Source organism: Exiguobacterium sp. QJM3NY_9, assembly GCF_056173545.1.
This window is the reverse complement of sequence record NZ_CM149679.1, coordinates 954469-980214: the sequence shown is the minus strand read 5'-3', so window position 1 is coordinate 980214 and position 25746 is coordinate 954469. Positions and strand designations below refer to the sequence as shown.

At 45.2% G+C, this 25746-nt stretch carries 34 protein-coding genes; 5 read left to right on the top strand and 29 right to left on the bottom strand.

Going from position 1 to position 25746, the window contains the following annotated elements; translation table 11 throughout:
- Positions 1-32 precede the first annotated feature (32 nt).
- From nusB to aroQ, 6 genes are all read right to left on the bottom strand, one after another.
- The gene (nusB, locus tag AC0VYQ_RS04885; RefSeq protein ID WP_239456902.1) at positions 33-434 is read right to left on the bottom strand and encodes a transcription antitermination factor NusB; all 402 of its coding nucleotides are present in this window, start codon (positions 432-434) and stop codon (positions 33-35) included.
- 121 nt (positions 435-555) lie between these two features.
- A complete protein-coding gene (accC, locus tag AC0VYQ_RS04880) occupies positions 556-1908 on the bottom strand; it encodes an acetyl-CoA carboxylase biotin carboxylase subunit (protein ID WP_475404350.1) in 1353 nt (450 codons plus the stop codon).
- Positions 1909-1922: 14 nt separating this feature from the next.
- Positions 1923-2384, bottom strand: a complete 462-nt coding sequence (accB, locus tag AC0VYQ_RS04875) for an acetyl-CoA carboxylase biotin carboxyl carrier protein (RefSeq protein ID WP_088836609.1) — start codon at positions 2382-2384, stop codon at positions 1923-1925.
- 167 nt (positions 2385-2551) lie between these two features.
- Entirely contained in the window at positions 2552-3118 is a 567-nt protein-coding gene (efp, locus tag AC0VYQ_RS04870; protein ID WP_088836608.1) for an elongation factor P, read from the bottom strand.
- Positions 3119-3146: 28 nt separating this feature from the next.
- Positions 3147-4211, bottom strand: a complete 1065-nt coding sequence (locus AC0VYQ_RS04865; RefSeq protein ID WP_029333064.1) for a M24 family metallopeptidase — start codon at positions 4209-4211, stop codon at positions 3147-3149.
- A gap of 19 nt (positions 4212-4230) precedes the next feature.
- Positions 4231-4656, bottom strand: a complete 426-nt coding sequence (gene aroQ / locus AC0VYQ_RS04860) for a type II 3-dehydroquinate dehydratase (RefSeq protein WP_088836607.1) — start codon at positions 4654-4656, stop codon at positions 4231-4233.
- A gap of 156 nt (positions 4657-4812) precedes the next feature.
- Here aroQ and AC0VYQ_RS04855 point away from each other — a divergent pair, with 156 nt between their 5' ends.
- Entirely contained in the window at positions 4813-5745 is a 933-nt protein-coding gene (locus tag AC0VYQ_RS04855) for a DUF1385 domain-containing protein (RefSeq protein ID WP_088836606.1), read from the top strand.
- A 20-nt stretch (positions 5746-5765) separates the two neighbouring features.
- Positions 5766-6173, top strand: a complete 408-nt coding sequence (locus tag AC0VYQ_RS04850) for an SA1362 family protein (protein ID WP_088836605.1) — start codon at positions 5766-5768, stop codon at positions 6171-6173.
- Between the two features lie 79 nt (positions 6174-6252).
- Here the strand turns inward: AC0VYQ_RS04850 and hpt are convergent, their stop codons facing one another.
- The 3 genes from hpt to AC0VYQ_RS04835 form a co-directional block, all read right to left on the bottom strand.
- On the bottom strand, positions 6253-6780 hold the full coding sequence (hpt, locus tag AC0VYQ_RS04845; RefSeq protein ID WP_088838449.1) for a hypoxanthine phosphoribosyltransferase: 528 nt from the start codon (positions 6778-6780) through the stop codon (positions 6253-6255).
- A gap of 145 nt (positions 6781-6925) precedes the next feature.
- Positions 6926-7348, bottom strand: a complete 423-nt coding sequence (gene mntR, locus AC0VYQ_RS04840) for a transcriptional regulator MntR (protein WP_029333059.1) — start codon at positions 7346-7348, stop codon at positions 6926-6928.
- A 24-nt stretch (positions 7349-7372) separates the two neighbouring features.
- Positions 7373-8203 (bottom strand): lipoate--protein ligase family protein, encoded by an 831-nt coding sequence (locus tag AC0VYQ_RS04835; RefSeq protein WP_029333058.1) that lies wholly within the window; start codon positions 8201-8203, stop codon positions 7373-7375.
- 138 nt (positions 8204-8341) lie between these two features.
- Here AC0VYQ_RS04835 and AC0VYQ_RS04830 point away from each other — a divergent pair, with 138 nt between their 5' ends.
- Positions 8342-8722, top strand: coding sequence for a rhodanese-like domain-containing protein (locus AC0VYQ_RS04830; RefSeq protein ID WP_029333057.1), 381 nt, complete (start codon positions 8342-8344; stop codon positions 8720-8722).
- Between the two features lie 239 nt (positions 8723-8961).
- On the opposite strand, the gene gcvPB is transcribed toward AC0VYQ_RS04830, so the two are convergent.
- The 13 genes from gcvPB to AC0VYQ_RS04765 all read right to left on the bottom strand — a co-directional run bounded on the left by gcvPB (position 8962) and on the right by AC0VYQ_RS04765 (position 17802).
- A complete protein-coding gene (gene gcvPB / locus AC0VYQ_RS04825) occupies positions 8962-10440 on the bottom strand; it encodes an aminomethyl-transferring glycine dehydrogenase subunit GcvPB (protein ID WP_475404349.1) in 1479 nt (492 codons plus the stop codon).
- Positions 10433-11779 carry an aminomethyl-transferring glycine dehydrogenase subunit GcvPA gene (gene gcvPA / locus AC0VYQ_RS04820; RefSeq protein ID WP_475404348.1) on the bottom strand — a complete coding sequence of 449 codons (1347 nt, stop codon included), beginning with the start codon at positions 11777-11779 and terminating at the stop codon, positions 10433-10435. Before gcvPA ends, gcvPB begins: the two co-directional genes overlap by 8 nt.
- A 13-nt stretch (positions 11780-11792) precedes the next feature.
- Positions 11793-12875: a glycine cleavage system aminomethyltransferase GcvT gene (gene gcvT / locus AC0VYQ_RS04815; RefSeq protein WP_475404347.1), complete on the bottom strand. Its 1083-nt coding sequence runs from the start codon at positions 12873-12875 to the stop codon at positions 11793-11795.
- Positions 12876-13057: 182 nt separating this feature from the next.
- Complete coding sequence (locus AC0VYQ_RS04810) at positions 13058-13372, bottom strand: hypothetical protein (protein WP_214805183.1); 315 nt, start codon at positions 13370-13372, stop codon at positions 13058-13060.
- Complete coding sequence (locus AC0VYQ_RS04805; RefSeq protein WP_088836600.1) at positions 13369-13854, bottom strand: shikimate kinase; 486 nt, start codon at positions 13852-13854, stop codon at positions 13369-13371. The genes AC0VYQ_RS04810 and AC0VYQ_RS04805 overlap by 4 nt, the downstream gene beginning before the upstream one ends.
- The gene (locus AC0VYQ_RS04800) at positions 13847-14080 is read right to left on the bottom strand and encodes a hypothetical protein (RefSeq protein WP_239456854.1); all 234 of its coding nucleotides are present in this window, start codon (positions 14078-14080) and stop codon (positions 13847-13849) included. Before AC0VYQ_RS04800 ends, AC0VYQ_RS04805 begins: the two co-directional genes overlap by 8 nt.
- A gap of 35 nt (positions 14081-14115) precedes the next feature.
- Positions 14116-14547 carry a hypothetical protein gene (locus tag AC0VYQ_RS04795; protein ID WP_475404763.1) on the bottom strand — a complete coding sequence of 144 codons (432 nt, stop codon included), beginning with the start codon at positions 14545-14547 and terminating at the stop codon, positions 14116-14118.
- On the bottom strand, positions 14432-14788 hold the full coding sequence (locus AC0VYQ_RS04790) for a prepilin-type N-terminal cleavage/methylation domain-containing protein (protein WP_214765389.1): 357 nt from the start codon (positions 14786-14788) through the stop codon (positions 14432-14434). Before AC0VYQ_RS04790 ends, AC0VYQ_RS04795 begins: the two co-directional genes overlap by 116 nt.
- A gap of 6 nt (positions 14789-14794) precedes the next feature.
- Entirely contained in the window at positions 14795-15256 is a 462-nt protein-coding gene (locus tag AC0VYQ_RS04785; protein WP_239456852.1) for a prepilin-type cleavage/methylation domain-containing protein, read from the bottom strand.
- Positions 15225-15536, bottom strand: a complete 312-nt coding sequence (locus tag AC0VYQ_RS04780) for a competence type IV pilus major pilin ComGC (RefSeq protein WP_088836598.1) — start codon at positions 15534-15536, stop codon at positions 15225-15227. The genes AC0VYQ_RS04785 and AC0VYQ_RS04780 overlap by 32 nt, the downstream gene beginning before the upstream one ends.
- Before the next feature lie 20 nt (positions 15537-15556).
- A complete protein-coding gene (locus tag AC0VYQ_RS04775; protein ID WP_251132126.1) occupies positions 15557-16495 on the bottom strand; it encodes a type II secretion system F family protein in 939 nt (312 codons plus the stop codon).
- A 17-nt stretch (positions 16496-16512) separates the two neighbouring features.
- On the bottom strand, positions 16513-17358 hold the full coding sequence (locus AC0VYQ_RS04770) for an ATPase, T2SS/T4P/T4SS family (RefSeq protein WP_475404346.1): 846 nt from the start codon (positions 17356-17358) through the stop codon (positions 16513-16515).
- 57 nt (positions 17359-17415) lie between these two features.
- Entirely contained in the window at positions 17416-17802 is a 387-nt protein-coding gene (locus AC0VYQ_RS04765; RefSeq protein ID WP_029332995.1) for a Spx/MgsR family RNA polymerase-binding regulatory protein, read from the bottom strand.
- A gap of 225 nt (positions 17803-18027) precedes the next feature.
- Here AC0VYQ_RS04765 and AC0VYQ_RS04760 point away from each other — a divergent pair, with 225 nt between their 5' ends.
- On the top strand, positions 18028-18291 hold the full coding sequence (locus tag AC0VYQ_RS04760; protein WP_012369782.1) for a DUF2626 family protein: 264 nt from the start codon (positions 18028-18030) through the stop codon (positions 18289-18291).
- A 53-nt stretch (positions 18292-18344) separates the two neighbouring features.
- On the opposite strand, the gene AC0VYQ_RS04755 is transcribed toward AC0VYQ_RS04760, so the two are convergent.
- The gene (locus tag AC0VYQ_RS04755) at positions 18345-18962 is read right to left on the bottom strand and encodes an MBL fold metallo-hydrolase (protein WP_088836596.1); all 618 of its coding nucleotides are present in this window, start codon (positions 18960-18962) and stop codon (positions 18345-18347) included.
- Between the two features lie 167 nt (positions 18963-19129).
- Here AC0VYQ_RS04755 and AC0VYQ_RS04750 point away from each other — a divergent pair, with 167 nt between their 5' ends.
- Entirely contained in the window at positions 19130-19309 is a 180-nt protein-coding gene (locus AC0VYQ_RS04750) for a DUF2759 domain-containing protein (protein ID WP_029332993.1), read from the top strand.
- A gap of 155 nt (positions 19310-19464) precedes the next feature.
- On the opposite strand, the gene AC0VYQ_RS04745 is transcribed toward AC0VYQ_RS04750, so the two are convergent.
- From AC0VYQ_RS04745 to AC0VYQ_RS04720, 6 genes are all read right to left on the bottom strand, one after another.
- Complete coding sequence (locus AC0VYQ_RS04745) at positions 19465-21390, bottom strand: LTA synthase family protein (protein WP_475404345.1); 1926 nt, start codon at positions 21388-21390, stop codon at positions 19465-19467.
- A 216-nt stretch (positions 21391-21606) separates the two neighbouring features.
- Positions 21607-22563 carry an ROK family glucokinase gene (locus AC0VYQ_RS04740; protein WP_475404344.1) on the bottom strand — a complete coding sequence of 319 codons (957 nt, stop codon included), beginning with the start codon at positions 22561-22563 and terminating at the stop codon, positions 21607-21609.
- 84 nt (positions 22564-22647) lie between these two features.
- Entirely contained in the window at positions 22648-22845 is a 198-nt protein-coding gene (locus AC0VYQ_RS04735; RefSeq protein WP_214765394.1) for a YqgQ family protein, read from the bottom strand.
- A complete protein-coding gene (locus AC0VYQ_RS04730) occupies positions 22829-23866 on the bottom strand; it encodes a M42 family metallopeptidase (protein ID WP_475404343.1) in 1038 nt (345 codons plus the stop codon). Before AC0VYQ_RS04730 ends, AC0VYQ_RS04735 begins: the two co-directional genes overlap by 17 nt.
- Before the next feature lie 203 nt (positions 23867-24069).
- Complete coding sequence (locus AC0VYQ_RS04725) at positions 24070-24579, bottom strand: GNAT family N-acetyltransferase (RefSeq protein WP_088836593.1); 510 nt, start codon at positions 24577-24579, stop codon at positions 24070-24072.
- Positions 24580-24777: 198 nt separating this feature from the next.
- On the bottom strand, positions 24778-25731 hold the full coding sequence (locus AC0VYQ_RS04720; RefSeq protein WP_029332987.1) for an L-lactate dehydrogenase: 954 nt from the start codon (positions 25729-25731) through the stop codon (positions 24778-24780).
- Positions 25732-25746: the final 15 nt, after the last annotated feature.

The window sequence follows — 25746 nt, the reverse complement described above, 5'->3', positions numbered from 1 at the left end:
TCTGCACCTTGAAAAAGGTTATCTTTATCTACTTATGAATTTTCTTTGACTGCTTGTTGTGCGACCTTACCAAGCACACCATTGACGATTTTCGTTGCTTCTTCGTCTGCGAACGCTTTTGTTAATTCGATTGCTTCGTTGATTGTAACGCGGATTGGAATTTTCGGTTCGAACATCAATTCATAGACGGCAAGACGAAGAATCGTCCGTTCGATGTTACCAAGACGCTCAAATGACCAGTTGACGAGCGCTGCCCGTAAATGTTGATCAATCTCATCCTTGTTCGTCTCTACACCAACTACTAATTGCTCTACAAATGTATCATATTCTTTGCCTTCTACTGCGAATTCAATGGCCTCTTGTGCAGACAAGTCAGAAAGTTCCATTTGGAACAAAGATTGTACTGCGAGTTCGCGTGCCATGTGTCGTTTCATCATGATTTCACGTGCTCCTTTTTTTGTCGTTCTCAATCAATTAGTTTAGCACATTCCCCTTTTAAAAAACATAGTGAACGCCAAAAAGACGGGAGTAAAATCCATCGACTCCCGTCATCGTTCATTTTACGATTGCTGCTTTTAACTCACGTTCCGCAAACTTCGTCGTGAAGGTTCCCCGGCGGAATACAGGATGCTGTAAGACCTTTTGATGGAACGGAATTGTCGTTTTGACACCCTCAATCCAAAATTCAGCCAAAGCACGCTCCATTTTCGCACAAGCTTCCTCGCGCGTCTCTGCATGGACAATCAATTTCGCAACCATCGAGTCATAGTACGGAGGAATCATGTAACCTGGATAAACGGCACTATCGATTCGGACACCCATACCACCTGGCGCGACGTATTGTGTGACGCGACCCGCATGTGGTCGGAAATCGTGATCTGGATCTTCTGCGTTAATCCGGCACTCGATTGAATGCCCACGGAACTCGATATCCTCTTGTTGAACTGCTAACGGGTGGTCGAGCGCGACTTGAAGTTGTGCTTGAACAAGATCAAATCCTGTAATCATTTCTGTCACCGGATGCTCGACTTGAATCCGAGTATTCATTTCCATAAAGAAAAATTCTTCTGTTTCTTCGACAAAAATGAATTCGATTGTTCCGGCACCCGTATAGTTGATGGCTTTTGCCGCTTTGACAGCTGCTTCTCCCATTTTCAACCGTGTCGCTTCGCTGACGGCTGGCGAAGGAGCTTCTTCAATCAGCTTCTGCATCCGCCGTTGCACCGTACAATCTCGTTCTCCGAGGTGAATGACGTTCCCGTGTCGATCGGCAAGCACTTGGACTTCGACGTGACGGAATTCTTCGATGAAACGCTCTAAATAAACATCGCTGTTGCCAAATGCTTGTTTTGCCTCGCGACGTGTTTCTTCCAGTCCATCAATCAGTTCTTGTTTTGTCCGGGCAACACGAATCCCGCGCCCTCCGCCACCTGCCGTCGCTTTAATGATGACCGGATAACCGATTTCTTCAGCGAGACCAATTGCTTCTTGATCCGTCACCGTTCCGTCAGAGCCCGGCACGACCGGGACACCACATTCAATCATCGTTTTTTTCGCGACATCTTTAATGCCCATCTGGCGAATCGCTTGCGACGTCGGACCGACGAATTGAATACCACATGCTTCACACATCTCCGCGAAGTCAACGTTTTCAGCCAGGAATCCGTATCCCGGGTGAATCATCGTTACGTTTCGATTTGTCGCAACGGCGAGAATATTCGTCACATTCAAATAAGAAGACGTCGAACTGACATCGCCGATGCAATATGCTTCGTCTGCCATTCGGACATGAAGTGCTTCTCGATCCGCTGTCGAATAGACAGCAACCGTCTGGATCCCAAGTTCCTTAGCCGCACGAATAATCCGAACGGCGATTTCTCCACGGTTCGCGATTAGTAGTTTTTCCATTCCCATCACCCCGCTCAAGGACGAATCCGGAAGAGTGGCTGACCAAATTCAACAAGGTCTCCATCTGCGACGAGAATTTCGACGACAGTTCCGGCAATTTCCGAATTTAAGTTATTGAATAGTTTCATCGCTTCTAAAATGCAGACGACTTGACCCACTTCGATTTGATCGCCGACTTTGACGAAAGCAGGTTTTTCAGGATTTGCACGTGAATAAAACGTACCGACCATTAGCGCGTTAATTGTGACCGTATCATCCTTCTCTTCCATGACTTCAGGTACAACGGCCGGCTTTTGTGCCGTTTCCACTACTTTTTGCTGGACAGGTGCTGCCGCGACCGCGTCGTGCTGAGATACTACGACACCGTCCCCTTGTTTTTTAAGCTTTAATTTATACGTGTCTGTTTCTAGAGAAAGTTCATTTACGTTTGATTGATCAAGCATTTCTAACACTTGTTTCAACTGATCGATTTTCATCTTCTTTCCATCCCCCATCTAAACATTCATTCTTAATATTATACCAGGTGCTAATGCCTACTCAAATATTAAGTTTAACTGGTCATACCAGAGGATGCAAGTGCCGGCGAGTGAAAAAATACCCCTTGACTCGGAAACGAGTACGAAGGGGCATTGGCATATCTGTATTATCCGTTGTAGCGTCCTGTGAAATCACCTGTCCGCGTATCAACTGTTACTTTTTCTCCTGCTTCGATGAAAAGCGGCACATGGATGATGTGACCCGTCTCAACTGTCGCATTTTTCTTGACGTTAGAAGCTGTATCGCCTTTGACGCCTGGCTCTGCTTCAACAATCGTCATAACGATCGTGTTCGGAAGTTCGAGTCCGAGGATTTCGCCGTTGTAGACTGCGATTTGAACTTCCATGTTCTCAAGGAGATATGGAAGTGCTGCTTCAACTTGTGCTGTCGTCAATTCAAGCTGCTCATACGACTCCGTGTCCATGAAGACATACGTTTCACCCATTGGGTAGAGGTATTGCATTTTGTTACGCTCGATGTGGGCACGTTCGACGCGCTCGCCACCACGGAATGTCATCTCTTGGATGTTCCCGTTACGGATGTTACGCATTTTTGTCCGCACGAATGCTGCACCTTTACCAGGTTTTACGTGTTGGAACTCAAGGACTTGCCAAATCATTCCGTCTGAAGTTTTAATCGTCAAGCCTGTTTTTAAATCGTTTACTGATACCATACTGGTTCCTCCTAAATGTTCATCTTACTTAGAGTGTAATGAGTTCTTTCGATGAAGACGAAAGAATTTCGCGCCCTGATTCGGTAATCAAGACATCATCCTCAATTCGGCATCCACCAACTTGTGGCACATAGATTCCTGGTTCGACTGTCACGATCATCCCTGGTTCGAGCTTCGTTTCCGAACGGAACGAAAGTCCCGGTCCTTCATGCACCTCAAGACCAATGCCGTGACCAGTCGAGTGACCGAAGTATTCGCCATAACCAGCTTCTTTGATGATGTCACGTGTTAACGCGTCTGCTTCGATTCCAGTAATCCCTGGACGAAGTCCGTCTACACCCGCAAGTTGTGCTTGTAAGACCGTATCGTAGATTTTTTGTAACTCGGAATTAATTGGACCGACCGCAATCGTTCGCGTAATGTCAGAGACGTAACCGTTCAACAATGCACCAAAGTCGAGTGTTACGAGCTCACCCGTTTCAATCACTTTTTGGCTCGCGACACCATGCGGTAACGCTGAGCGGTAACCAGATGCGACAATCGTATCGAATGAAGACGACGTCGCTCCATGCTTACGCATGAAGAATTCGAGTTCGTTCGACACTTCGAGTTCTGTTTTCCCCGGCTGGATGTACGTCAAAATGTGTTCAAAGGTAGCGTCTGCTAGTTTTACCGCTTCCTTAACCATCTTAATCTCTGATGAATCCTTAATCAAGCGTAGGTTTTCGACGATTCCGGTCGTTGGAATCAGTTCGATTGCAGAAGCTTCATCATATGCTTCGAATAAACCAAGTGTCATCGTATCTTTTTCGACCCCAACCGCTCGCACGCGTGCGCCTGCGATGAGTTCACCCATCGTCGCCGGAATCGACCGATCGATTTGAACGATTTCCATTCCTTTGACTTGATCAGCAGCTTGCTCCGTATAGCGGAAATCCGTCACGAAATAAGCATGTTCTGCCGTAACGAGACACGCGCCACTTGAACCGGTGAATCCTGAAATGTAGCGAATATTTTCTGCCTTCGTCACGATAAGTCCTGGTAAGTCACGTTCTTTTAAAGCGGATTGTAATGCTTCAATACGATGTTGCATGTCTGTTTCCCCCTTTAAGTTATGTAGCGTCCGGATGAAGTAACGCTTCAGTAGCGAGTATATACCCCGTCATCCCAAGTCCACTGATGACACCACGACAGACCGGTGCGATGAGTGAGCGATGTCGAAACTCTTCTCGCGCATGAACATTCGATAGGTGCACTTCGATTGTCGGCACTTCAATCGCTGCGATCGCGTCACGTAAGGCGATACTCGTATGTGTGTATGCAGCTGCATTCAACACAATGCCATCATACCCCCGCGCTGCATGTAGAGAATCAATCAACGTTCCTTCATGGTTCGATTGTTCAAACGTAAACTCAACTTCCGGAAAACGTTCCATCATCAACGTTTCTAAATCATTCAACGTCTTTGCACCGTATGTTTCCGGCTCACGCGTTCCAAGTAAATTCAAATTCGGTCCATTTAAAACCAATACGCGCACATCATCACCTCCATTCGTCCTTCTGATTGTATCATAAGACGTTTTCCGTCTCCTAAAGATTCACCCGTCATCAAGCAGTCCCCCATAGTTTTTTTGAATAGAATCTAGTAAACTGACGATACACGATATTTTATTTGAGATAGGATGCGTTTAAATATGAAAACCGCAAAAGCTCCCGTCGGTGGACAAGCCATCGTCGAAGGCGTAATGTTCCAAAATGCGACACATGCTGTTTCTGCAATTCGTCGAAATGATGCGACGATTGAGACATTTGAACAGAAAAAGCCGATTCGTCCACGGATTGCGATTGGTAAACGAATCCCGCTTCTCCGCGGACTGTTCGCTCTTGTCGAATCATCTGCGAATGGAGCAAGCCACATGAACTTCGCAAGTGATCGTTACGGCGTTAATCCCGGAGAGGAAGAACCCGAAGAAACGAATCAAGGACAATTGACAAAATGGCTCGGCGTCGCTTTACTTGGTGTTTTATCATTCTTTTTCGGAAAGTTACTGTTTACGCTGTTGCCGGCATTCTTAGCCTCACTATTCAGTTCTTTCCCAGCATTATCCGGCCACTTCGTCCAAAACGTCATCGAGGCGTTGATTAAGCTGACCCTACTGTTTGGATATTTGTACTTGATTTCATTGACACCACTCGTCAAACGATTGTTTCAATACCACGGGGCGGAACATAAAGTCATCAATTGTGTCGAATCCGGTCATCCACTGACCGTCGAAAACGTCAGAAGAAGCAGCCGCCTCCATTATCGTTGCGGTTCAAGCTTCCTGATCTTCACAGTCATCGTCGGTTTCTTCGTTTATTTAATCGTCCCGACCGATCCATTATGGGTTCGACTCGCCTTCCGAATCGCTTTACTTCCCGTTGTCATCGGTCTGTCTTTTGAAGTTCTTCAATTAACAAATAAAGCCCAAAATATCAAGGGATTACGTGTCATCGCCTTGCCAGGCCTATGGTTACAGTACTTGACGACAAAAGAACCAGACGATTCACAGATTGAGGTTGCGATTTATGCGTTTGAAGCACTCGAAAAACAGGAAGATAACATACATGAGAATGCACTGGGTTAATCGATAACAGGGGTGATAATATGATTAGACAACGGATCGGCTCTACATTCGCACTTATCGTGTTACTGTTTGCTTTCGTCGGTTTTGGATATAAGCTTATCAATGATCCTGGCGGTCTGTTTTCACAATTACTGTTCGTTGCAGTTGTGGCGGGAATCATTTTCTTGATCTTTAAGTTCATGACGCGCAATAGCGGTGCTGCAAGCGGCGGAAACGCACAATATCGAAAATCAGTCGCGCAATCGAAAAAATTGCACGGTAAACGAGATCAAGGTCCGCGTCGAACAGACTTTAAGAAAAAACAAATCAAAACGGCGACGAAATCTTCGACTTCGAACAAAGTACGCCCACTTCGCGATCGGTCGAAAGGTCCTAATTTGACCGTCATCGAAGGTAAAAAAGGCAAAAAGAAAAAACGTGCTTTTTAATATTAAAAAGAGAGAGCTGCTAAAACGCAGCCCCCTTCTATCGTTCGACCGTCAGCGACTCGTGTCTGCTGACGGTTTTTTATTCTGTCTCGACCCAACCAATGTACGGCAAATTGCGATACTCTTCTGCACAATCAATGCCATAGCCGACGACGAAGTAATCCGGAATCTCAAATCCAACATAATCTGCCGTCAACTCGACTTCACGACGCGCAGGTTTATCAAGTAACGTACAAATCTTCAAAACACCGGGTTTATGCAATTTCATATGCTCGCACAAAAAGCTCAGTGTATGTCCCGTATCAATAATGTCCTCGACAACAACAACATACTTCCCTTCGACATCCAGGTCTAAATCTTTTTTCAATTGAACGCGTCCAGAAGAGACCGTCTTCGCACCATATGATGAACAGGCAACGGTATCGATTTGAACACTTCCTTTAATTTGCCGCATCAAGTCCGCTGCAAAAACCATCGACCCTTTCAACACGACGACAAGGACAATTTGACGCCCGGCCGCATCCCGTTCAATCTCGATTGCGAGTTCACTCACTTTTTTAGCTAAATCAGTTTCTGAAACCAATTTTTCTTTGATGACGATTTCCATAGTATCCGGGTGAATTTCCACCCGTCACCCCCTTCGGTCATTTTCATCGTCAGTATAGCATAATCCGTTCAACTCACGTACTTTTTTATTATTTTATAACCAAATGTTCGTTTATAAGGCGTTTAACGTAAAAAAACAAGCCCACTCAGTCTTCTGGGTGTGCTTGTTGATAATTATGAAGTTCTTCCTGTAAAGCTGGGCGTTCAGCGAAAAATTGAATCATCCCATTGATTTTATCAAGTGCTTCGATACTCAAGTGATGTTCAATTCCCTCGACATCTTTATAGATTAGTGACTCTTCTACGCCGACAAGGCGCAAGAAATCTTCTAACAGCGCATGCCGTTCGACAAGTCGTTTCCCAATCTTTCTACCTTTTGCAGTCAACATGAGACCGCGATACTTTTCGTAGACGAGGTACTCTTCACGGTCTAACTTTTGCACCATCTTCGTTACAGAAGAAGGGTGTACTCCTAATAGTTCTGCGATATCCGATACACGGGCATACCCTTTTTCTTCGATCAAGATATAAATTTGCTCTAAATAATCTTCCATACTCGGAGTCGGCACGACATCACCTTCCAATCTTTCGCTTTAACGTTTCCAGTTCCATTCATCACTACGATACTTCTCGGCTAACTGTTCAATTTCCTGCCATTGCCGCTCATTGAATTCAAGCGGAACGAATTCCAATTGAAGCGCATCCTCAAAACCACGTGTAAACGCATCACGAACTTCCTCGAATGACACTTTCCGGCCCGCGAGTTCATTTAAGGCAACCGCTTTCCCTGCAAAGCGTGACTTCATCCGTTGACGCATCGTTTCATCTTCATAAAGGAAGCAGTCAAACAATTCACCTTCATCAACCGATAGAGGCACTGATCCATGCTGAAGCACAACGCCTTGATGACGAACTTGAGCACTCCCCGCGACTTTCCGTTTTCCGACTGCCAATTCATAGTAAGAGGCTGCATCAAAACAAACGGCCGATTTCGGCTTTCGTAACTCTTCCTTTTCTTCTTCCGTCATCGGAACTGAAAATTCAACGGGAATACCGAGGTGATGATAGCCTTTCCGGATTCCTTCCGTCAACAGGCGATAACTTTCGATTACAGTTCGTGGTAGTCCTTCTGTCGCCTCTTGAATGACGACACTATATGTGAGTTCATCCGCATGTAAAACCGCTCGACCACCAGTCATCCGTCGAACGATTGGGATACCGAGTTCTTCAATTCGCTTTCGATCGATATCACGTGTCGCACGCTGGAAATGACCGACACTGAGTCCGCGTGGTTCCCATGAGTAAAAACGAAGCGTAGGCGCAATCTCTCCTCGCCCGACAAAAGCAATCAATGCTTCATCAATTGCCATGTTCATTGCCGGCTCTAATGCTTCGGTCGTCAATACTTGCCATTTCTTTACCAAGCGAACACCCCCAAAACGTTTCCGTATAAGTGTATCAGACCCTTTCTATCCTGCGCAACGACGAGTCGATTGCCGAAATCGATTTCGTTTACTATAATGATAGAGATGTTATATGAACGAAGGGGTTGGAAGTTGAATATGGAAACAGGCACAATCATCACAATCGTCTTATGGGTGGCATTGATTGCTTATGTCGTCTGGCGTTTCATGCCAGTCAAAGGCATCACAAAACTCTCGCAAGAGGAATTCCGCGCGAACTACCGTAAGGCACAAATCGTCGACGTCCGGGAAACACAAGAATTTAAAGGCGGTCATATCGTTGGCGCGCGTAACATTCCGGTTAGCCAAATGAAGATGCGTTCGAAAGAGCTTCGTAAAGATATGCCGATCTACTTGTATTGCCAAGGCAGCATGCGCTCTTCACAAGCAGCTAAAGTCTTGAAAAAAGCCGGCTACACGAACTTGTACCAGCTTAAAGGCGGTTTCAAACAGTGGACTGGAAAAGTCAAACGTAGCTAATTCACTATTCAAGCGAAAAACCCTTCCTACGCCTCAGGCTCAGGAAGGGTTTTTCGCTTGTCGACTCATTGACGAGACGCTCTGATTAAAGAGGTCGTGAACGACAAAAATAGGCATAGAAATGACCGATGATCCAGTAAAAATGGAATCATCGGTCATTTAATTAATGTCGACTGGAAACGTCCGTCATAGGAATCGATCTTAGTCTGACTTACGAGTCAGTTCGTTTTCAGTAACCGTTATGCATGGACTTCCTGTTTCGGCTCATAACGCAACACCGGTTTACGCGCTGCCAACGTCTCGTCCATCCGTTTGACGACCGTCGTATGCGGTGCGTTCAGGACGACATCTGGCGTTTCTTCGACTTCACGTGCTATTTGAAGCATCGCGTCACAGAACGCATCGAGTGTTTCTTTCGATTCCGTTTCCGTCGGCTCAATCATGATACACTCTTCGACATTCAACGGGAAATAGATTGTCGGTGGATGGTAACCGAAATCAAGCAGTCGTTTTGCGATATCAAGCGTCCGCACGCCAAGTGCCTTTTGGCGACGACCCGACAAGACGAACTCATGTTTACAATAGACATCATACGGTGCGTCATATGCTCCTTTGAGGCGTGCTAACATATAGTTTGCGTTCAAGACAGCTTCTTTCGAGACACGGGCGAGACCTTCTCCGCCCATCGTCCGAATGTAGCTGTAGGCGCGGACATTAATCCCGAAGTTTCCGTAGAATGGTTTGACACGTCCGATTGCCTCTTTGCGATCATAATCAAGGATGAATCCTTCGTCTGTTTTTGCGACGATCGGTTTCGGTAAATAAGGGATTAAGTCTTGTTTGACACCGACCGGACCTGAACCAGGACCACCACCACCGTGAGGGCCGGTAAACGTTTTGTGGAGGTTCAAGTGAACAACATCGAAGCCCATATCGCCGGGACGTGCAATCCCCATGATGGCATTCGAGTTTGCTCCATCGTAATACAATTTCCCGCCTGCTTCATGGACTGCTTTTGCGATCTCGACGATATCCGATTCAAACAATCCGAGCGTGTTCGGGTTCGTCAACATTAAAGCCGCTGTATCGTCTCCCACTTTGCTCTTTAAGTCTTCTAAGTCAACAAGACCTCGTTCATCTGACAAGACCGTCACGGTATCAAATCCTGCGACAGACGCCGATGCCGGGTTCGTGCCGTGTGCCGAGTCTGGAACGAGTACTTTCGTCCGTTTGAAGTCGCCGCGCGCATGATGATAGGCTTTGATCAACATCAATCCAGTCCACTCTCCGTGTGCCCCTGCTGCTGGTTGAAGCGTCACTTCATCCATTCCCGTGATGACTGCTAACTTTTCTTGTAAGTCATACATCAAACCGAGCGCTCCTTGAATGCTCTCAACCGGTTGAAGCGGATGAATGTGGGCAAACCCGGGAAGTCGTGCCATATCTTCATTGATTTTAGGATTGTATTTCATCGTGCATGAACCGAGCGGATAGAACCCGGAATCCACACCGTGGTTTCGGTTTGAAAGTGCCGTGTAGTGACGGACAAGATCCAGTTCCGAAACTTCCGGTAACGCGACATCTTCTTTTCGTACAAAAGAAGATGGCAACATGTCTTCGATTGCTTCTTCTTCGACCGTCGCGAGTGGTAACGCATATGCGACACGACCGGGTTTTGAGATTTCAAAAATCAATGTTTGTTCACTTGATTTATGCATGAGTTAATCCCCCTAACGCTGACACGAATTGATCGAGCTCTTCTTTCGTCCGTAATTCTGTTGCACAGACAAGCATTTCACGACTTCTTTTTGCGTCGTATGTGCCGAGCGGCAATCCACCGATAATTCCCGCTTTAAGCAATTGACGACTTGCTTCTTCCACATCGATTGGTAATTCGACGACGAATTCATTAAAGCTTGGTCCATCATCGACGATGCGGAAGCCGGCTGCTTTCAATGATTTTTTCAAGGCATGTGCCGTTTGCAAGTTGCGGACCGCTAAATCACGAATCCCTTGTTTTCCGAACGCGCTCATCGCGATCGATGCCGCCAATGCGTTCAACGCTTGGTTGGAACAAATATTTGATGTCGCTTTATCACGACGAATGTGCTGTTCGCGAGCTTGGAGCGTCAAGACGAAACCGCGTTTGCCATCCTCATCTACTGTCTGACCGACGAGACGACCCGGAATTTTACGCATTAAGGCTTTTGTCGTCGTGAAGTAGCCACACGTCGGTCCACCAAAACTTTGGGGAATCCCGAACGGTTGGCAATCGCCAATCGTAATATCCGCACCGAGTTTCCCAGGTGCTTCAAGCAGTCCGAGGGCAAGCGGATTGGCCGAGACGATAAATAAACCGCCTTTTGCATGTGTTGCATCTGCTAACGCTTGTAAATCTTCGACGCGTCCATAAAAGTTCGGGTATTGGACGATGACACATGCGATATCATCAAGTCCGTCTAATTGTTCGATTGCCGTCTCGCCGTCCCGTAACGCAAGCGTCTCGACATCGAGCCCCGGCCCTTTCGCATACGTCCGAACAACATCATGTGCTTCCGGATGAACCCCATCCGACAAGACGATCGTCTTTTTCTTTTTATGGGCACAGGCAAGCATTGCCGCTTCCGCTAGTGCTGTAATGCCGTCGTACATCGATGAGTTCGCGACATCCATTCCTGTCAATTCACAAATCATCGTCTGAAACTCGAAAATCGCTTGCAGTTCCCCTTGTGAGATTTCAGGTTGATAGGGTGTATACGCCGTATAGAATTCTGAACGCAACAACATATGATTGACGACAGCCGGTGCATAGTGATCATAAATGCCTGCACCGAGGAACGATGGATATTGCTTCGTATTCATATTTTGGTCAGCAAGCTTCGAGAGTGTCCGAATCAAATCTGTTTCCGGTAGCGGAATCCCGACTTCTTCTAACGTCCCTTGGTCGCGGACAGCGGCCGGAATATCTGCTAGTAAATCTTCAATCGAATTTGCACCAATCGTCTGTAACATCTCTTTTTCATCTTCTTGCGTCATCGGTAAATAACGAAAATCCATCTATAAGTCCCCCTTAGTTGGCTCGACGATAAAACGGTGTGTTCACACGTTTTGCGGCTAGTTTCTTTCCACGTACTTCCACTTCGAACTGGTCCTCTGTCGCATATTCTGCTGGCACGAGCGCCAAGGCAATGGCTTTACCGATTGTCGGCGGCAACGTCCCTGTCGTCACAAAACCAACAGTCTCTCCATTCAGTAAAACCGGAGCATCCTGACGGACAATCCCTTTATCGACGAGTTCAAGTCCAATCAAACGGCGTGGTGCGCCTTGTTCTTTTTGTTGTGCGAGCACATCTGACCCGATGAATTTTTTCGCTTGTGGTTTGACGGCAAACCCCATCCCTGCTTCGATCGGTGAAATCGTCGCCGATAACTCATGACCATAGAGTGGTAAACACGCTTCAAAACGTAAAGTATCACGCGCGCCAAGACCACATGGAACGACACCTGCTTCAAGTAGTGTCTTAAAGACATGTTCTGCATCTGCTGCCGGCATATATAACTCGAATCCATCTTCTCCCGTATAACCACTGCGCGAAACTAACATGTCGATGCCTGCCACTTTCCCGTAAACGAACCGGAAAAATTTAATTTCATTTAATGCGAGCCCCGTCATCGCCGACAGGACTTCTTCTGCTTTAGGACCTTGGACGGCAATCTGCCCATACGCATCCGATTGGTTTTCAAGTAACACGTTTCCTTCTAGATACGAACGAAGATGCGCTTCATCTTTCTCGATATTCGAGGCGTTGACGACTAGTAAATATTTTTCCTCTTCCAGTCGATATACAAGCAAGTCATCTACCGTCCCACCATCTTCTTGACATAAAACATTGTATTGAGCCTGTCCAATGGCGATCTTAGAGATATCATTCGACAGCGTCTTTTGAAGAAACGCTAATGCTTCAGGACCTGTCACTAACAATTCTCCCATATGAGATACATCGAACATCCCTACTTGTTCACGTACTGCAATGTGTTCTTCCTTGATTGATGAAAACAGAACCGGCATTTCAAACCCTGCAAAATCGACCATTTTCCCCATCGGTGCGATCGTTTCAAACAATGGCGTTCTCTTCAATGTCGTCTGACTCATACATATCCCCCTATTTACGAACATTTTATGTTCCTTTTCTCTTTAATGTTCAACTTTCATTTACATTCTATCAACTTCAAACCTATTTTTCTAGGTTTATTCGGAAATTGAACAAAACTAAAGAGAGAAAGGACGAAGTCCCTTCTCTCCTATTGTTTCACATTCGCTCAATGAAAGCCATTTCAAAATTGCTTGAGTCCAGCTGTATGTTGAACTTCTGTTGAAAGTCGTTGCCCTTCAACCATTAGTTGACGCGCCCCTTGCTCAACACGCTTCCCTTCACTCACAAGATGATCGACATTTCCTTTAATTTGATCAATCCGATTCGTCGTATGGTCGACGCCTGCCTGCAACGTTTGCTGACGGATCGTAAATCGCTCCAACAACTGTTTTACAAGCCGTAAGTCTTGTGAAATCTTCTTTTTATAAAGCACAAATCCATAAGCAACTAAGCCGAGGACCGCTACTACAATGATTCCAAGGTTAATCCAAATCATGACTTTTCCTCCAATACCGATTCTATTTCTGCCGTTAGCTCCCGAATCGATTTCATTCCCTCTAAACGAAGATCCGCACCGTCTGCATAGATAGGACGTCTGCGCATATACAAAGACTTCACAGTCTCGTACTTCCCTACTAAGGGACGATTTCGGTCCGACTCAATTCGTCTCCAAATCGAATCGAATGGTGTATCAATCCAGATTACCGTACCCGTTTCCTTCATCCATGTACGATTTTCGGGTCGTTCAATGATTCCACCACCCGTGATGACAATTTGAGATTGACTGTTTCGTAACAATTCGCTTTCGCGCGCTCGAAACCCTGCCTCACCATGTGCTGCAAAAAAATCAGCAATTGATTGACCATACTCTTGAACAAAACGTTCATCCAGTTCATCTACGTCATATCGTTCGCTTAACTTCCGACCAATCGCTGTTTTACCAGTTCCCATAAAGCCAATTACATAAACCTTATCCATCCGAAACGACCGCCTCGATTCTTTGTCCATTATCTAAGATTGCTTCCATTTTAAAGCCTTTATCCGTTCGGATACAAGTAACTCGTCCAATCGGATAACGGATCGTCTCATCTTGGCGACAGTCATGTGATGCCGCTCTGACAAGGGACTCGAGTTGAAGCGCCTCTTGCTCTAGCTTATACTGTTTGATGGTCTCATCCATCCGCATACAACCTAGTAGCATCATGGCACCAATTCCTATCAGAATCAATAAGGTTTGAATCAGGATGAACCCGGTTTCTTGCAGGCGTAAGTTCGAGACCGCTGATTGAGTTCGATTACGATTCGGGCACCGTCTTCTTTGATTCGATAATGCGTCACGTCGTGGGCATACGTCAGTTCGCCTCCAAACTCTTTTTTGAGCCGTATTTGATTTTGTACACGAACGAGCCGCCATTTAATCGGCTCCTCTCCTGGATCGACATCCCGCCCCCTCAGCTCTTCTCCTACTAATCCACACTCAATGCTGCGCCACATCAATCGTTCGACGGTATGAAAAAACAGTTCCTCTTCCATCCATTCTGTTTGGTTGGAGTTGCTAACGAGTTGTGTCATCGTCAATAATCCAAGGAGTAATAGAGGACTCAACCAAAGGACCATTGAAATTTCGAGGAGGGTCGTTCCGGATTCGGCTCGCAAGGCATAACGTTTCAAGACACCACTTCCCTTCCTCGATACGATACCCCATTGAATCACCCGCCACTTGCTTCGATGCCATCTCGTCCAAGCGCCGTGTCTCAACAATTAACTGTGTTTTTTGTTTTTCGAAATTCAAGTAAGGATCAATCGCTAATACTAAGAACAAACTGATGGCGACAAGTGAAAGTGTCACTTCAAGGAGAGTGAATCCACGCTCTTCCTCCGAGCAAACAACTCTTTTTACCTTTGACCGCATGCCATTTCACCTCATTTGTTGAATCAACATTTGATAATTTCCGAGGAGGAATTTTATTTCATATTCTTGTTTTGCTGAACGGCAGTACCAGGTCGAGGCATAGGTCGAATGATAACTTTTAAAGTAAATCACTCGCCCGGTCGTCGGGATGATACAACTATGACCAGGTTGAAACGTTCTCTGCCACAGGATTCGATCGTTCACCATGATAAAATATCCCGTTCCATCTGCACGCCATCGAAATTGAATGGTATTTTGATTATCCGTTTTGGAGTATTGCAGTAACCGTAACGTCTGAAAATCTTGCCGCATCATCGCAATGTCTTGTTCGAGTAAATAAATTGCCGGGCGCCGATCAATAACAGTCGGCAATAACAATAAGCACAGCAGACCTGTAATCATTAAGACTCCACTCATTTCAATCAATGTAAACCCGTCACTTCGTAAGTTCGCCTGTTTTTGAATCATAGGTATACGTCTCCTGATCGCAGAGCAGTTCATTTGGTTTTTCAGCAGTACCACGGTTAATCGTCTGCAATGTTTCCGGATATTTTTTTTCTTTCGCATAATAAAGGTTGACCTCGGAACGAATGACACGGATGTTCGCTTCACAACTAACACCTTTCGCTTGATCTTTCCCGCTCGTCATCGTCGGAATTAATACGAGCAGCAATAGCGAAATAATTAATAAGACAGCAGCCATTTCAAGTAAAGTGAATCCACGTTCGTTTTTCAAGAATCGTCTCATAATCAAAACTCCTTCTTTCTTCAAAATGGAAGTTGTTGAATCGCCAGTTGGATCGGGTAGTACAAAATAAAAAATAAGCTGCCTGTCATGATCGTCAAGCCTCCATACAAGACCGGTTCAATCAACAGCAGTTTTTTCTCTAACTCTTCTTCAATCGATTCATGCAACAAACTGGCTTGTGCTAGCAATAATGGACCTAAGTCACCACTTTCTCGAGCAAGGTGAACGAGCCCAACGGTTTCAACATCAATGATTTGTTCTTGTAAGATGGCTTCAGATAACGAGGTGCCCGCTTGTTGATGTTGGTGAAGCATCGCGTACATTTGTTGTTTCTTTCCCGTCTGCCCCTGTTCAAGCGAGCGGAAAGCCTCTTCTAACGAGAAACCTGCGTCAATAAAGGAACCAATCTCAATCGTAAACAAGTAACTGTAATACAACTGAAGGAGTTTCTGAATGATTTTAAACTGTAATAGCCGTTTGACCGGAATCAGACGAAAGGTGAGAAGGAGGATTGAAAGTAACAGAATCGGAGTCGCTGCAAGGACGTACTTGGCTGAAGGATGTAAAATCAAGACTAAAAAGCGCGGAAGACTTTCTGGACTCGACATCTCGAGTAGGGAAGGAAACACGTAGAGGGCATAAAACATGAAAAGTAACATCAAGCTTGAGGCGAGGACGAGTGGATACCGCGCCATTTTCCAAAATTTCTTTTTCATTTGATTTTCTAACTCCAGCAAGCGAATGACCTGTTGTAAAATCATCAAGGGGCGTTCCGTTTGATCACCCACCTGAAGCAGGCGTTGGAGCGAAGGGGACAAGGCGAGTGGTTCTAATGCGATGGATAACGGATTTCCGCTCTCTAACCGACGTTTGATTTCTTCAATGACCGGCAGAAGGATCGGCTCTTCGAATCGTTGTAAGATTTCTAACGTTTCTTTCGTCGAAATGCCTTTTGACAATAGTCGATGAAATCGGTTTAAAAAGCGACATTTGCTGTTCGTGTTAAGTTTTCTACTGTACAGTGGACATGCCCCTCCTCCCGGTAAAGATGAATGATTTTTTTACAGACCGCTAACTCCTCCCCTGAAATCCCTAGTGATTTTAAGCGTAACAACACTTCATTGACTGTTCCGGCATGTAAAGTAAATACGACGACGTGCCCACTAAGAGCAGCATTGATCGAGAGTCGTGCCGCTTCAGCAGTTCGAACTTCCCCAAAAGCAATCCAATCCGGGTCTGCCCGAAGAATTTCCTCAAAACAACGTGTCGCGTCAAAACCGGCCTTTTCATTTAACTCAAGCTGTAAGACACCAGGAACCGTACATTCGACGGGGTCCTCGACAGAGATGATCCGCTTGCCTTTCATCGATGCCATCAAGGAATATAGCATCGTCGTCTTACCTGCCCCCGTCGTCCCAGAAATGATGATACAACCGTGACTTTGTTGTTGAAGCCATTCTAAATCTTCAATCGGATCGAGAAGCGTCGATGCAATCTCACTCGAGACAACCGCCCGATAGAAGCGCCATGACATCGCGTCCCCGTGACGACTTGGTAAAATCGAGACCCGCATCCCGCTTTGGTCAACCGGATAGACACCACTTTGCGGAATCCGTTCATTTTGTTCTTTCAAGTTGGATTCATACCGAATATGACTAACGATTGAACTGTATTGACTAAAAGGGATTGCTTCTTGTTCCTTTAATCCGTCGGCCGTCCTACAAATGACACGCGCCATTTGTTCATCTGGAACAAAATGCACATCGGTGACACCACCTTTTGCAAATCGCTGAATCAATTGACTGACAAGTTCTCTCAACATGACACCTCCTTACTTAAAAAAGTACAAAAAAAAAGAAGCCCGAACAACTCGGCTTCTTTAAGATACTTGGGCGATTAAGCGTGCTTTGCGCTTCGCTAGTGTTTCAAGACCTGGTTTATCATACCCGATTACGAGTTGTTTGCCATCAGTAATGATTGGACGACGTAACAGTTTCGGATTATCGCTCATCAATCGGAGTAGTTCGCTTAATTTCATATCCTCTACATCAATCCCAAGATCTTTGAAAGCTTGGCTGCGTGTTGCGAGTAAACTTTCGATGCCGTCTGTCGATAATTTCAACAATTCCATCAATTCGTCCACTGTCGGAGCATTTCTGAACAGATGGCGTTCTTCTACATCAACATGTTCCTCTTTTAACCATGATTTCGTTTTACGACAAGATGTACAGCTCGGATACGTGAAAAATATCAACTCATTTGCCATTGTTGCTCCTCCTCTCAAAATATGCGCTTCTCATTACAGAAACTATACCACGGTTTTTTTGCTTTGTACACCTTTTGTACAACTATTGTACAACTTTTTATTAAACTTCATCTTTTGTTCACAGTTATTCCTCAACAAACACTAGAACATGATGGACGGATGATTGTTTGCTTGGTAAAATAAGTACGTATATTGACTATCTGTCGGATTTAGGGGGTTATATGAATGGGGAGAATGTACCGCGTACTCGGATTTTGGACTGGAATCATTGCAGTCATGGCATTTATCGGCGCACTCGGCGGCGACGCGAGCTCAAGTGAGCATACGGATTCATTTTTAGTTATGGGCTTTGTCTTCTTGGCACAAACTGTCTTCTTTGCAGCATTAGGCTATCTTCGCCTAACTGAAAAAACGTATGTCTACATCTTTGCAGCTTACTTAACAGTATTCTTTATCGTCTTCACGTATTGGTCCAACTTCCAGATGTAAAATAAAAAAACGCCTTCTCTTCAATCGAAGAGAAGGCGTTTTTTTACACGTAATCAAAAGAACGGGTTGTTCTTAACTTCTTGACGCAATGTTGTCGTCGGACCATGTCCAGGGTAAAACGTCGTGTCATGCGGCAACTCAGCGATGATTCGATCAATCGAGCGCATCAACGTGTCTTGGTCGCCACCATGTAAGTCCGTCCGACCAACACTCTGCTTAAACAACAAATCACCGGCAAAGGCAACTCGCTCATTTTTGAAGTAGAACGTAACGCTACCAGGCGAATGCCCAGGCGTTTCGAGAACATGCATGTTAAAACTACCGATTGAGAGTGGTCCAGGCTCTAACCGATGCTCAGCCGGTTTGACTTTGACCGGCGGCACACCAAACTTAGACGATCCATTTAAATCGGGATTCGCCAACCATTTTGCTTCTTTTTGATGAAGATAGACTGGAGCCGATGTGAATCGTCTCAACATGTCAACGCCACCGATGTGATCAAAATGAGCGTGTGTTAAGAGGATTGCTTCGACTTGCGCGTTCCGCTGTTCGATTTCGTCAAAGAAACGCATATCTTCCGTTCCCGGATCAATGACGAGACATTTCCCATCTCGAAAAAGAAGGTATCCGTTTTCCGAGGCGATACCTGAAGTAATACTTACGATTTCCATATGATCAGACTCCTTTTAAACATCATTCTTTTCTACTATACACGAAATTGTCGAAAGTTCCCTCTTCCCCCTCTCGACTTTAGGCGGATAGTCAGCTAAACTAAAAAGTGAGATTTAAGTGAAATCTTCGTGAACTTCATAACGTGATTTTTAAGGGGGAGTACGTCATGCATTTGGATCAACCAATCGGTTGGCTTTTCTTCATCGTAGCACTCGTCGGTGTTTGGGCCGTCGTCCGTTCACTTAAGAAACGCCAAATGTTTCCACTCGTATTTGCTGGACTGACTGTTGTACTATTCGGCTGGTTCGGTATTGCGACGCTGATTTTCGGTGGAATCCCATCGTAATCGTTGGATAAACATTAAAAAGGTGAGCTTTCTCGTCGAGAAGGCTCACCTTTTTTTGTCGTCATAAGTCTTGCGAAACGAATCATGCGAACAAAAGAAAGCCGAAATCCCTTAAGACGTAGAGGGATTTCGGCTATTTTAGTGTTTATCACGACTTATTTAGACTTTTGTAAGAAACGTAGCAAGTCACCGTAAATGACTTTGTCCGACAGACCGAGTTCTTTTTCTGACTGCTTGACTGCCTCTTTACAGATGGCTCCATTTTCTTCATCCGTCACTTCTTCACCTGTTTTCCGGTCATAACACGTTTCTTGTGTATAAACGGTTTTATCGGTGATGATAGACCCATCACGGAACAAGGCGTAATCTTTATGTTCTTTTGAGAACAAATCTGTTCCGAATAAGACTTCATCCTTAAAGTCTTTTCCTAATAGGTGGAGCAACGTTGGTTTCATGTCGATTTGACTCGCCACTTCTTCGTGCTTCACACCTTTAGTTTGTCCTGGTAAGTGAATGACGAACGGAACACGTTGCAACTGAGCGACGTCATATGCCGTCAACTCATCTTTTTCGAGGAGTTCCGCCATCGCCGCGTTATGGTTCGTCGAGATTCCGTAATGGTCACCATACAACATGAAGATTGTATCGTCCCATGTACCATCCTCTTTCAGACCATCGATGAACTTACCGAGTGCCATGTCTTGGTATGCGAGGGCTTGGACATAATGATTCAATGTCGTCGAGCTCGTCTCAAGCGGCGGGACAAGTTCATCTTCCGGTTTCGGCATTTCGAACGGATAGTGGTTCGTCAATGTGATGAACTTCGAATAAAATGGACGTGGAAGATCTTTCAACATTGGTAACGACTGTTCAAAGAACTTGTCGTCGAGTAAACCCCACTCCGTTAAATCATCCGGGTTACCGAGATCATAATCGGTCTCCGAGAAGAAACGATCGACACCAAAACTATTGTAGACGATGTCACGATTCCAGAATGATTTATTGTTCGCATGGAACACGGCAGAATAATAGCCGTCTTCTTTTAACATCTCTGGTGTTGCCCGGAATTCATTTTCCCCATTCGTAAAGAACGCAGAACCACGACCAAGTGGATAGATTGAATTCTCTAAGATGAATTCAGCATCCGATGTTTTCCCTTGTCCCGTATTATGGTAGAAGTTATCCCATGAATGTGACTCTTTAATTAATTTGTTTAAGTTCGGTGTGATTTCTTGACCATTCGGCGCTTTCAGACCAACCGCAAATGATTGGGCTGATTCGAATGACATCACGATGACGTTTTTACCTTCGTACTTACCGAACATGACCGGGTTCGGCTCAGCATACTTCGACGCGACGAAGTTTTGAACTTCCGACAATTCAGAACTGTCCGCAAGAGCTTTTTGTGCTGATGTTTTTGATTGAATCAACGCGTCATACATATGGAAGTTAAACGTTCCAATATTTTTGACGAGTAACTCGCGGTCAAATGCCCGTGTCAATAGTTCCGGACGTTCTGTTTCAGCAAGTGCCAAGTTTCCAAGGAAGACAGCAGTTGCTGCGACGAACGCTAAAATCGCGCGTCCTCGTGACGCGACATTTTTAGACATGTCCATTCTCCGTAAGAAGAATGGAAGAATCAATAGATCGCCGACAATCAATAAGTCTGCCCATGTCAACAATGATGTAAGCGATGCTGAGACCGTCTCAGCATTTGATGTTTGGAACAAGACCGGTAACGTCAAGTAGTCATTGAAGAAGCGGAAGAAAATGATGTCCGCATAAAGAACGAGCGTCGCCAGGACGAGTATTCCGTAGATGAACCATTTTTGAACGTTACCACGGAAGAAGAAACTAAATCCAAACATGAAGAGCGCCGAACTGATTGGATTAATCAGTAAGATGAATGCCTGTGCTGAATTCGTAATCGGAACATCGAAAAACAGCGTGTATGCCACATACGTTTTTAGCCAAATCAATAATGTCGCAATCCAAAAAAGTTTATGTTCTGTGTAGGTGCTTTTCACACCTTGGCCTACCTTTAGTCGCATGCGTGACCAAATGCCAGAGTCTTGCTGCATAAAAACCTGCCTCCTAATATACGTGTGTTCTTGACCTGGAACTTTTACACGTCAATCCATATTCTATTTATACCCGTATCACGTGAAAATTTTACGCTTACTTTTACAAAAATGCAACCTGAACAAAGCAGATACTTAACAATCACATACTTTCCTTACGTTTGTAAACAAAAAAAAGATTCGCAAAAGCGAACCTTTTTCTGAAATTTAATGAAATCATTTTTTCAAGAACATTTGTTTCGCAAGCCATGCACAACCGATGACACCTGCGTCATTCTCAAGTTCAGCAATTTTGAAAGTCGTCGACTCAAACACACGCGGTAACGCGAAGCGTTCAAATTGTTTTTTGAGCGGTACCATCAAAGCATCCCCTGCTTTTGAAACCCCGCCACCGATAACGATCATTTCCGGATTGATGCTGTTCGCGAGATTCGAGATTGCTAATCCGAGATGGAACGTCACTTCCTCGACGACTTCCGTCGCAATCCGGTCGCCCTTCGTATAGGCATCGAAGACATCCTTCGCCGTCACGGCTTGAATATCGTTCAGGACCGTTTGCTGTCCTTTTCGTTTTTCGAGCCCGAGACGTGCCACACCGGTCGCAGAGGCGATCGTTTCAAGACATCCTTTTCGTCCACAACCGCACAGGACGCCGCCTTCTGCTAACATCGTGATATGCCCGATTTCTCCTGCCATCCCGACTGTCCCGTGAACGATTTGACCGTTCGTAATCAATCCACCACCGACGCCTGTCCCGAGTGTCACAGCAAGTAACTCCGTCGCTCCACTACCGGCACCTTTCCACATCTCACCAATTGCCGCTGCATTCGCATCATTTTCAATAACAGCCGGTAAACCCGTCAATCGTTCAAATTCACCAATCAACTCAAAGTTATTCCAACCGATGTTGACGGCACGTTCGACGACACCGGTATTAAAGTCGATGAAGCCTGGTGCACCGATTCCGGCACCAACGAAGTCTTCCGGACGTTTATTACTCTCTTTACATTTCTCAAAAAAAGATGTCGCGATGTCGCCTGGAATCTGTTCCCCATCATTCAGGATAACCGTCTCGATCTCCCATTTTTCAACGATGATCCCTTGTAAATCAAGAATTGCCATCTTGACTGTCGTTCCACCAATATCAATCCCGAGTAACCATTTCATCTTCATAGCTCCCTTATTCGTAAATGATTTCATCTCTATTAGTTTAGCTGAACGGCAATCTTGTGCAAAGGGTTGCACAAGATTTTTTTCTTACGAATGTCGTGATTTTTTCAATTCATGTGCCAAAATCACTTTCGCTGAATCATATTGCTTTTTTTCTAACACACCGGCTTGTTCAAGCTCATCGAGTTCGAGCATCATCATTGCTATATCCGACTCGCGATCGCCTAAATAGACAATCGTCCCGTACGTTTTCAATAACTGTTGCACATCATAAAGTGTTTTCATCATTCATTTTCTCCTTCACGAACACATTCAGTAAATCATACGTCGCTTGAAGTGACGCTTCATGCGTCCGTTCATACGAGTGACTCGATTCGATTCCTGGACCAAGCAGTCCATGACGGACGTCGTGCCCCGCACTGACGGCTGCTGAAGCGTCAGAACTGTAATAGGGATAGATATCGATTTTATACGGAATCGAATGGCTTTGAGCAAGACGTGTGAACTGATGACGTAATGCAAGGTCATACGGTCCTGAGCTGTCTTTCGCACAGATTGATACCGTATATTCATCCGAGTGTTGTCCTTCTCCTAATGCGCCCATATCGACAGCGATGTATTCTGCGACGTCTTCAGAAAAACCGGCATTCCCACCAAATCCGACTTCTTCATAATTTGAAATCAGAATTTGCGTCGTATGCGGTAATGTCTCGTTTTTCCATTCCTTGATCAGTTCGAGCAACAGGGCGACGGATGCTTTATCGTCCAGATGACGTGATTTGACGAAGCCTGTTTCGGTATGAATAAATCGCGGATCAAACGTCACGATGTCACCGACTTCAATCCCTGCTACCCGTGTCTCTTCTGCCGTCGTTGACCGGATATCGAGTCTCACTTCGATGTTCGTCGCATTTCGCTCTTCCGTGTTCGTCACGCGTGACGTATGGACGCTTGAGTGATGGAACAAAATCGTTCCTGAGATCGTCTGTCCGTCCATTTTATGGACGAGACAATTTTCACCTTCGATTGCCGTCCACGCATAACCGCCAAGTTGAGATAACGTCAGTCGCCCCGTCGGCAAAATCTCTTTGACCATCGCCCCGAGCGTATCGACGTGTGCTGTCAACAAACGAATCCGTGAAGACTGTCCGGGCAACGTAGCGAGCAATGCTCCCTTTTCTAACTTTTTATACGTGATTCCTTCTGCTTTAAATCGATTTTCTACATATGTAAGAGCATGCGCGGTAAATCCAGTCGGACTTGGGATTTCTACTAATTCACGAATCGTCTCAATCACAGCTTTCATCTTGTTCGCTCCTCGTTTGACGTCCTTTTTAAGAAAGGACGGCTTATTTTAATGAAATCGTTTCTTTCTTATGATACCAAATATCTCTCTCCAGTCGAAAAAGAATGCACACTCAAAAAAAGCGACCGCCTGCTATGAAAAAAAGCCATAGCAACAGTTGCGCTACGACTTTCATCCTTTAAATGACTTCTTAACTCTTTCATTTAGACGTATTTTTTCATCCAAATGTCATCTCGATACGTCCCATCCTCTAGTTTGACCGAATCAGGGTCTTCTGCATATACTTCGAAACCAAGTGATTCATAGAGTTTTTGAGCAGCTTCATTTCCTGACAAGACGGCTAGAATGACTTGTTCGACTTCCGGAATTTGTTTCGCCTCTTCAATCAAGGCCTCCATTAGGGCGCGACCCGTGCCCCCACGATAATCCGGTGAGATATAGACACCAGAAATCATCGCCTTATGTGATTCCCGTGACAGTTCGTACGGTTTGACCTGACCAAATCCAAACAATGTATCTTCATCGAATATCCCGATCCAAACTTCATCAGACTCTGGATCTCCTTCTAGCCCCTCTTGAACTTCTTCGAGTGGCGTTTGTTGCTCATCGTCAAAAGAATGACCAAATGCATCCGGATGATTTTTTAGACCTTCGAGGCGTAAGCGCCAATACTGTTCTGCATCTTCCTTTGTTAACGTTCGAAATGTATACATGACTATCGTTTCTCCCCTTTGTGAGTTTTCTAATGTTTCTTAAGACATGAAAAACTCTTCTATCCCTAACATAACCTTTTTCTAGTAAAATAAAACCTAGTTTTCAGATTTTTTATCGCGTCCTTTTTTTAATCAAAAAATCGTACCCACTGAAACTCCGTTTGCCCGAGTTCAGTGGGTACGATTGACGCTTCCGATTTAACGTAAGACAGGTTCCATCGTTTGACGTAAAACTTCCGCCGAATGATGGAATTTTTTTAATTCCTCATCCGTCAGTGACACCTCGATGACTTCGCGCACACCTTGTCGGTTAATCACGGCAGGTACACCGATATGAATACCAGAAATTCCGTACTGTCCGTCAACGTGCGCTCCTACAGTCAACAAACAGTTCTCGTTCCCGAGAATCGCACGGACGATCCGAACGAGACCAAGTCCAATCGCATAGTATGTTGCACCTTTTCGTTCAATGATATGATAGGCTGCATCGCGTACATTGATATAGATTTGGTCTAAATCTTTTTGAGAATAACGATCGTCTTCTGCAAGCAGTTCATCAATCGTTTTTCCATAGATTCTTGAGTTGCTCCAGGCAGCGAATTCCGTGTCGCCATGCTCACCTAAAATATAGGCGTGGGCGTTTCGTGAATCGATATTAAAGTATTCTCCTAACATTTGGCGCAAGCGTGCCGTATCGAGTACCGTTCCTGATCCGAAGACGCGTGACTTTGGTAAACCAGAATATTTCCATGCTAAATGTGCCATGATGTCAACGGGATTTGATGCGACGACGATGATGCCGTCAAATCCTGATTCCATGATTTGGCGCATCATTTCTTTCATGATTAAAGCATTTTTCGCAACGAGGTCAAGTCGTGTCTCACCCGGTTTTTGTGGTGCACCGGCCGTGATCACGATGACTTCGGCATCTTTACAATCCCCGTAATCCCCTGCCCATATTCGCATCGGCGAAGAACTAAATGGCGTCCCGTGATTTAAATCCATCGCTTCCCCTTCAGCTTTTGCTTTATTCACATCAATGATGACAAGTTCTTCACAAAGTCCAGCTGTCGTCATTTGATACGCAAAACTTGATCCTACTGCCCCCGCACCAATTAACGCAACGCGTGTAACTTTAGCATGTAATTCCATCCGATATGTCCACCC

Excerpts from the sequence above, each read along its gene's own strand:
- AC0VYQ_RS04745 (WP_475404345.1), bottom strand. The coding sequence starts at position 21,390 with ATGCAGCAAGACTCTGGCATTTGGTCACGCATGCGACTAAAGGTAGGC.
- AC0VYQ_RS04850 (WP_088836605.1), top strand. The coding sequence starts at position 5,766 with ATGATTAGACAACGGATCGGCTCTACATTCGCACTTATCGTGTTACTG.
- accB (WP_088836609.1), bottom strand. The coding sequence starts at position 2,384 with ATGAAAATCGATCAGTTGAAACAAGTGTTAGAAATGCTTGATCAATCA.
- AC0VYQ_RS04805 (WP_088836600.1), bottom strand. The coding sequence starts at position 13,854 with ATGGATAAGGTTTATGTAATTGGCTTTATGGGAACTGGTAAAACAGCG.
- AC0VYQ_RS04760 (WP_012369782.1), top strand. The coding sequence starts at position 18,028 with ATGGGGAGAATGTACCGCGTACTCGGATTTTGGACTGGAATCATTGCA.
- AC0VYQ_RS04735 (WP_214765394.1), bottom strand. The coding sequence starts at position 22,845 with ATGAAAACACTTTATGATGTGCAACAGTTATTGAAAACGTACGGGACG.
- gcvPA (WP_475404348.1), bottom strand. The coding sequence starts at position 11,779 with ATGGATTTTCGTTATTTACCGATGACGCAAGAAGATGAAAAAGAGATG.
- AC0VYQ_RS04785 (WP_239456852.1), bottom strand. The coding sequence starts at position 15,256 with ATGATTCAAAAACAGGCGAACTTACGAAGTGACGGGTTTACATTGATT.
- AC0VYQ_RS04790 (WP_214765389.1), bottom strand. The coding sequence starts at position 14,788 with ATGCGGTCAAAGGTAAAAAGAGTTGTTTGCTCGGAGGAAGAGCGTGGA.
- gcvT (WP_475404347.1), bottom strand. The coding sequence starts at position 12,875 with ATGAGTCAGACGACATTGAAGAGAACGCCATTGTTTGAAACGATCGCA.
- AC0VYQ_RS04740 (WP_475404344.1), bottom strand. The coding sequence starts at position 22,563 with ATGAAGATGAAATGGTTACTCGGGATTGATATTGGTGGAACGACAGTC.
- efp (WP_088836608.1), bottom strand. The coding sequence starts at position 3,118 with ATGGTATCAGTAAACGATTTAAAAACAGGCTTGACGATTAAAACTTCA.
- hpt (WP_088838449.1), bottom strand. The coding sequence starts at position 6,780 with ATGGAAATCGTCATCAAAGAAAAATTGGTTTCAGAAACTGATTTAGCT.
- AC0VYQ_RS04765 (WP_029332995.1), bottom strand. The coding sequence starts at position 17,802 with ATGGCAAATGAGTTGATATTTTTCACGTATCCGAGCTGTACATCTTGT.
- AC0VYQ_RS04865 (WP_029333064.1), bottom strand. The coding sequence starts at position 4,211 with ATGCAACATCGTATTGAAGCATTACAATCCGCTTTAAAAGAACGTGAC.
- AC0VYQ_RS04855 (WP_088836606.1), top strand. The coding sequence starts at position 4,813 with ATGAAAACCGCAAAAGCTCCCGTCGGTGGACAAGCCATCGTCGAAGGC.
- AC0VYQ_RS04720 (WP_029332987.1), bottom strand. The coding sequence starts at position 25,731 with ATGGAATTACATGCTAAAGTTACACGCGTTGCGTTAATTGGTGCGGGG.
- AC0VYQ_RS04830 (WP_029333057.1), top strand. The coding sequence starts at position 8,342 with ATGGAAACAGGCACAATCATCACAATCGTCTTATGGGTGGCATTGATT.
- AC0VYQ_RS04810 (WP_214805183.1), bottom strand. The coding sequence starts at position 13,372 with ATGATTTGGATTAACCTTGGAATCATTGTAGTAGCGGTCCTCGGCTTA.
- nusB (WP_239456902.1), bottom strand. The coding sequence starts at position 434 with ATGAAACGACACATGGCACGCGAACTCGCAGTACAATCTTTGTTCCAA.
- AC0VYQ_RS04725 (WP_088836593.1), bottom strand. The coding sequence starts at position 24,579 with ATGTATACATTTCGAACGTTAACAAAGGAAGATGCAGAACAGTATTGG.
- AC0VYQ_RS04800 (WP_239456854.1), bottom strand. The coding sequence starts at position 14,080 with ATGATGCTACTAGGTTGTATGCGGATGGATGAGACCATCAAACAGTAT.
- gcvPB (WP_475404349.1), bottom strand. The coding sequence starts at position 10,440 with ATGCATAAATCAAGTGAACAAACATTGATTTTTGAAATCTCAAAACCC.
- AC0VYQ_RS04780 (WP_088836598.1), bottom strand. The coding sequence starts at position 15,536 with ATGAGACGATTCTTGAAAAACGAACGTGGATTCACTTTACTTGAAATG.
- AC0VYQ_RS04755 (WP_088836596.1), bottom strand. The coding sequence starts at position 18,962 with ATGGAAATCGTAAGTATTACTTCAGGTATCGCCTCGGAAAACGGATAC.
- AC0VYQ_RS04750 (WP_029332993.1), top strand. The coding sequence starts at position 19,130 with ATGCATTTGGATCAACCAATCGGTTGGCTTTTCTTCATCGTAGCACTC.
- AC0VYQ_RS04770 (WP_475404346.1), bottom strand. The coding sequence starts at position 17,358 with ATGTTGAGAGAACTTGTCAGTCAATTGATTCAGCGATTTGCAAAAGGT.
- AC0VYQ_RS04730 (WP_475404343.1), bottom strand. The coding sequence starts at position 23,866 with ATGAAAGCTGTGATTGAGACGATTCGTGAATTAGTAGAAATCCCAAGT.
- accC (WP_475404350.1), bottom strand. The coding sequence starts at position 1,908 with ATGGAAAAACTACTAATCGCGAACCGTGGAGAAATCGCCGTTCGGATT.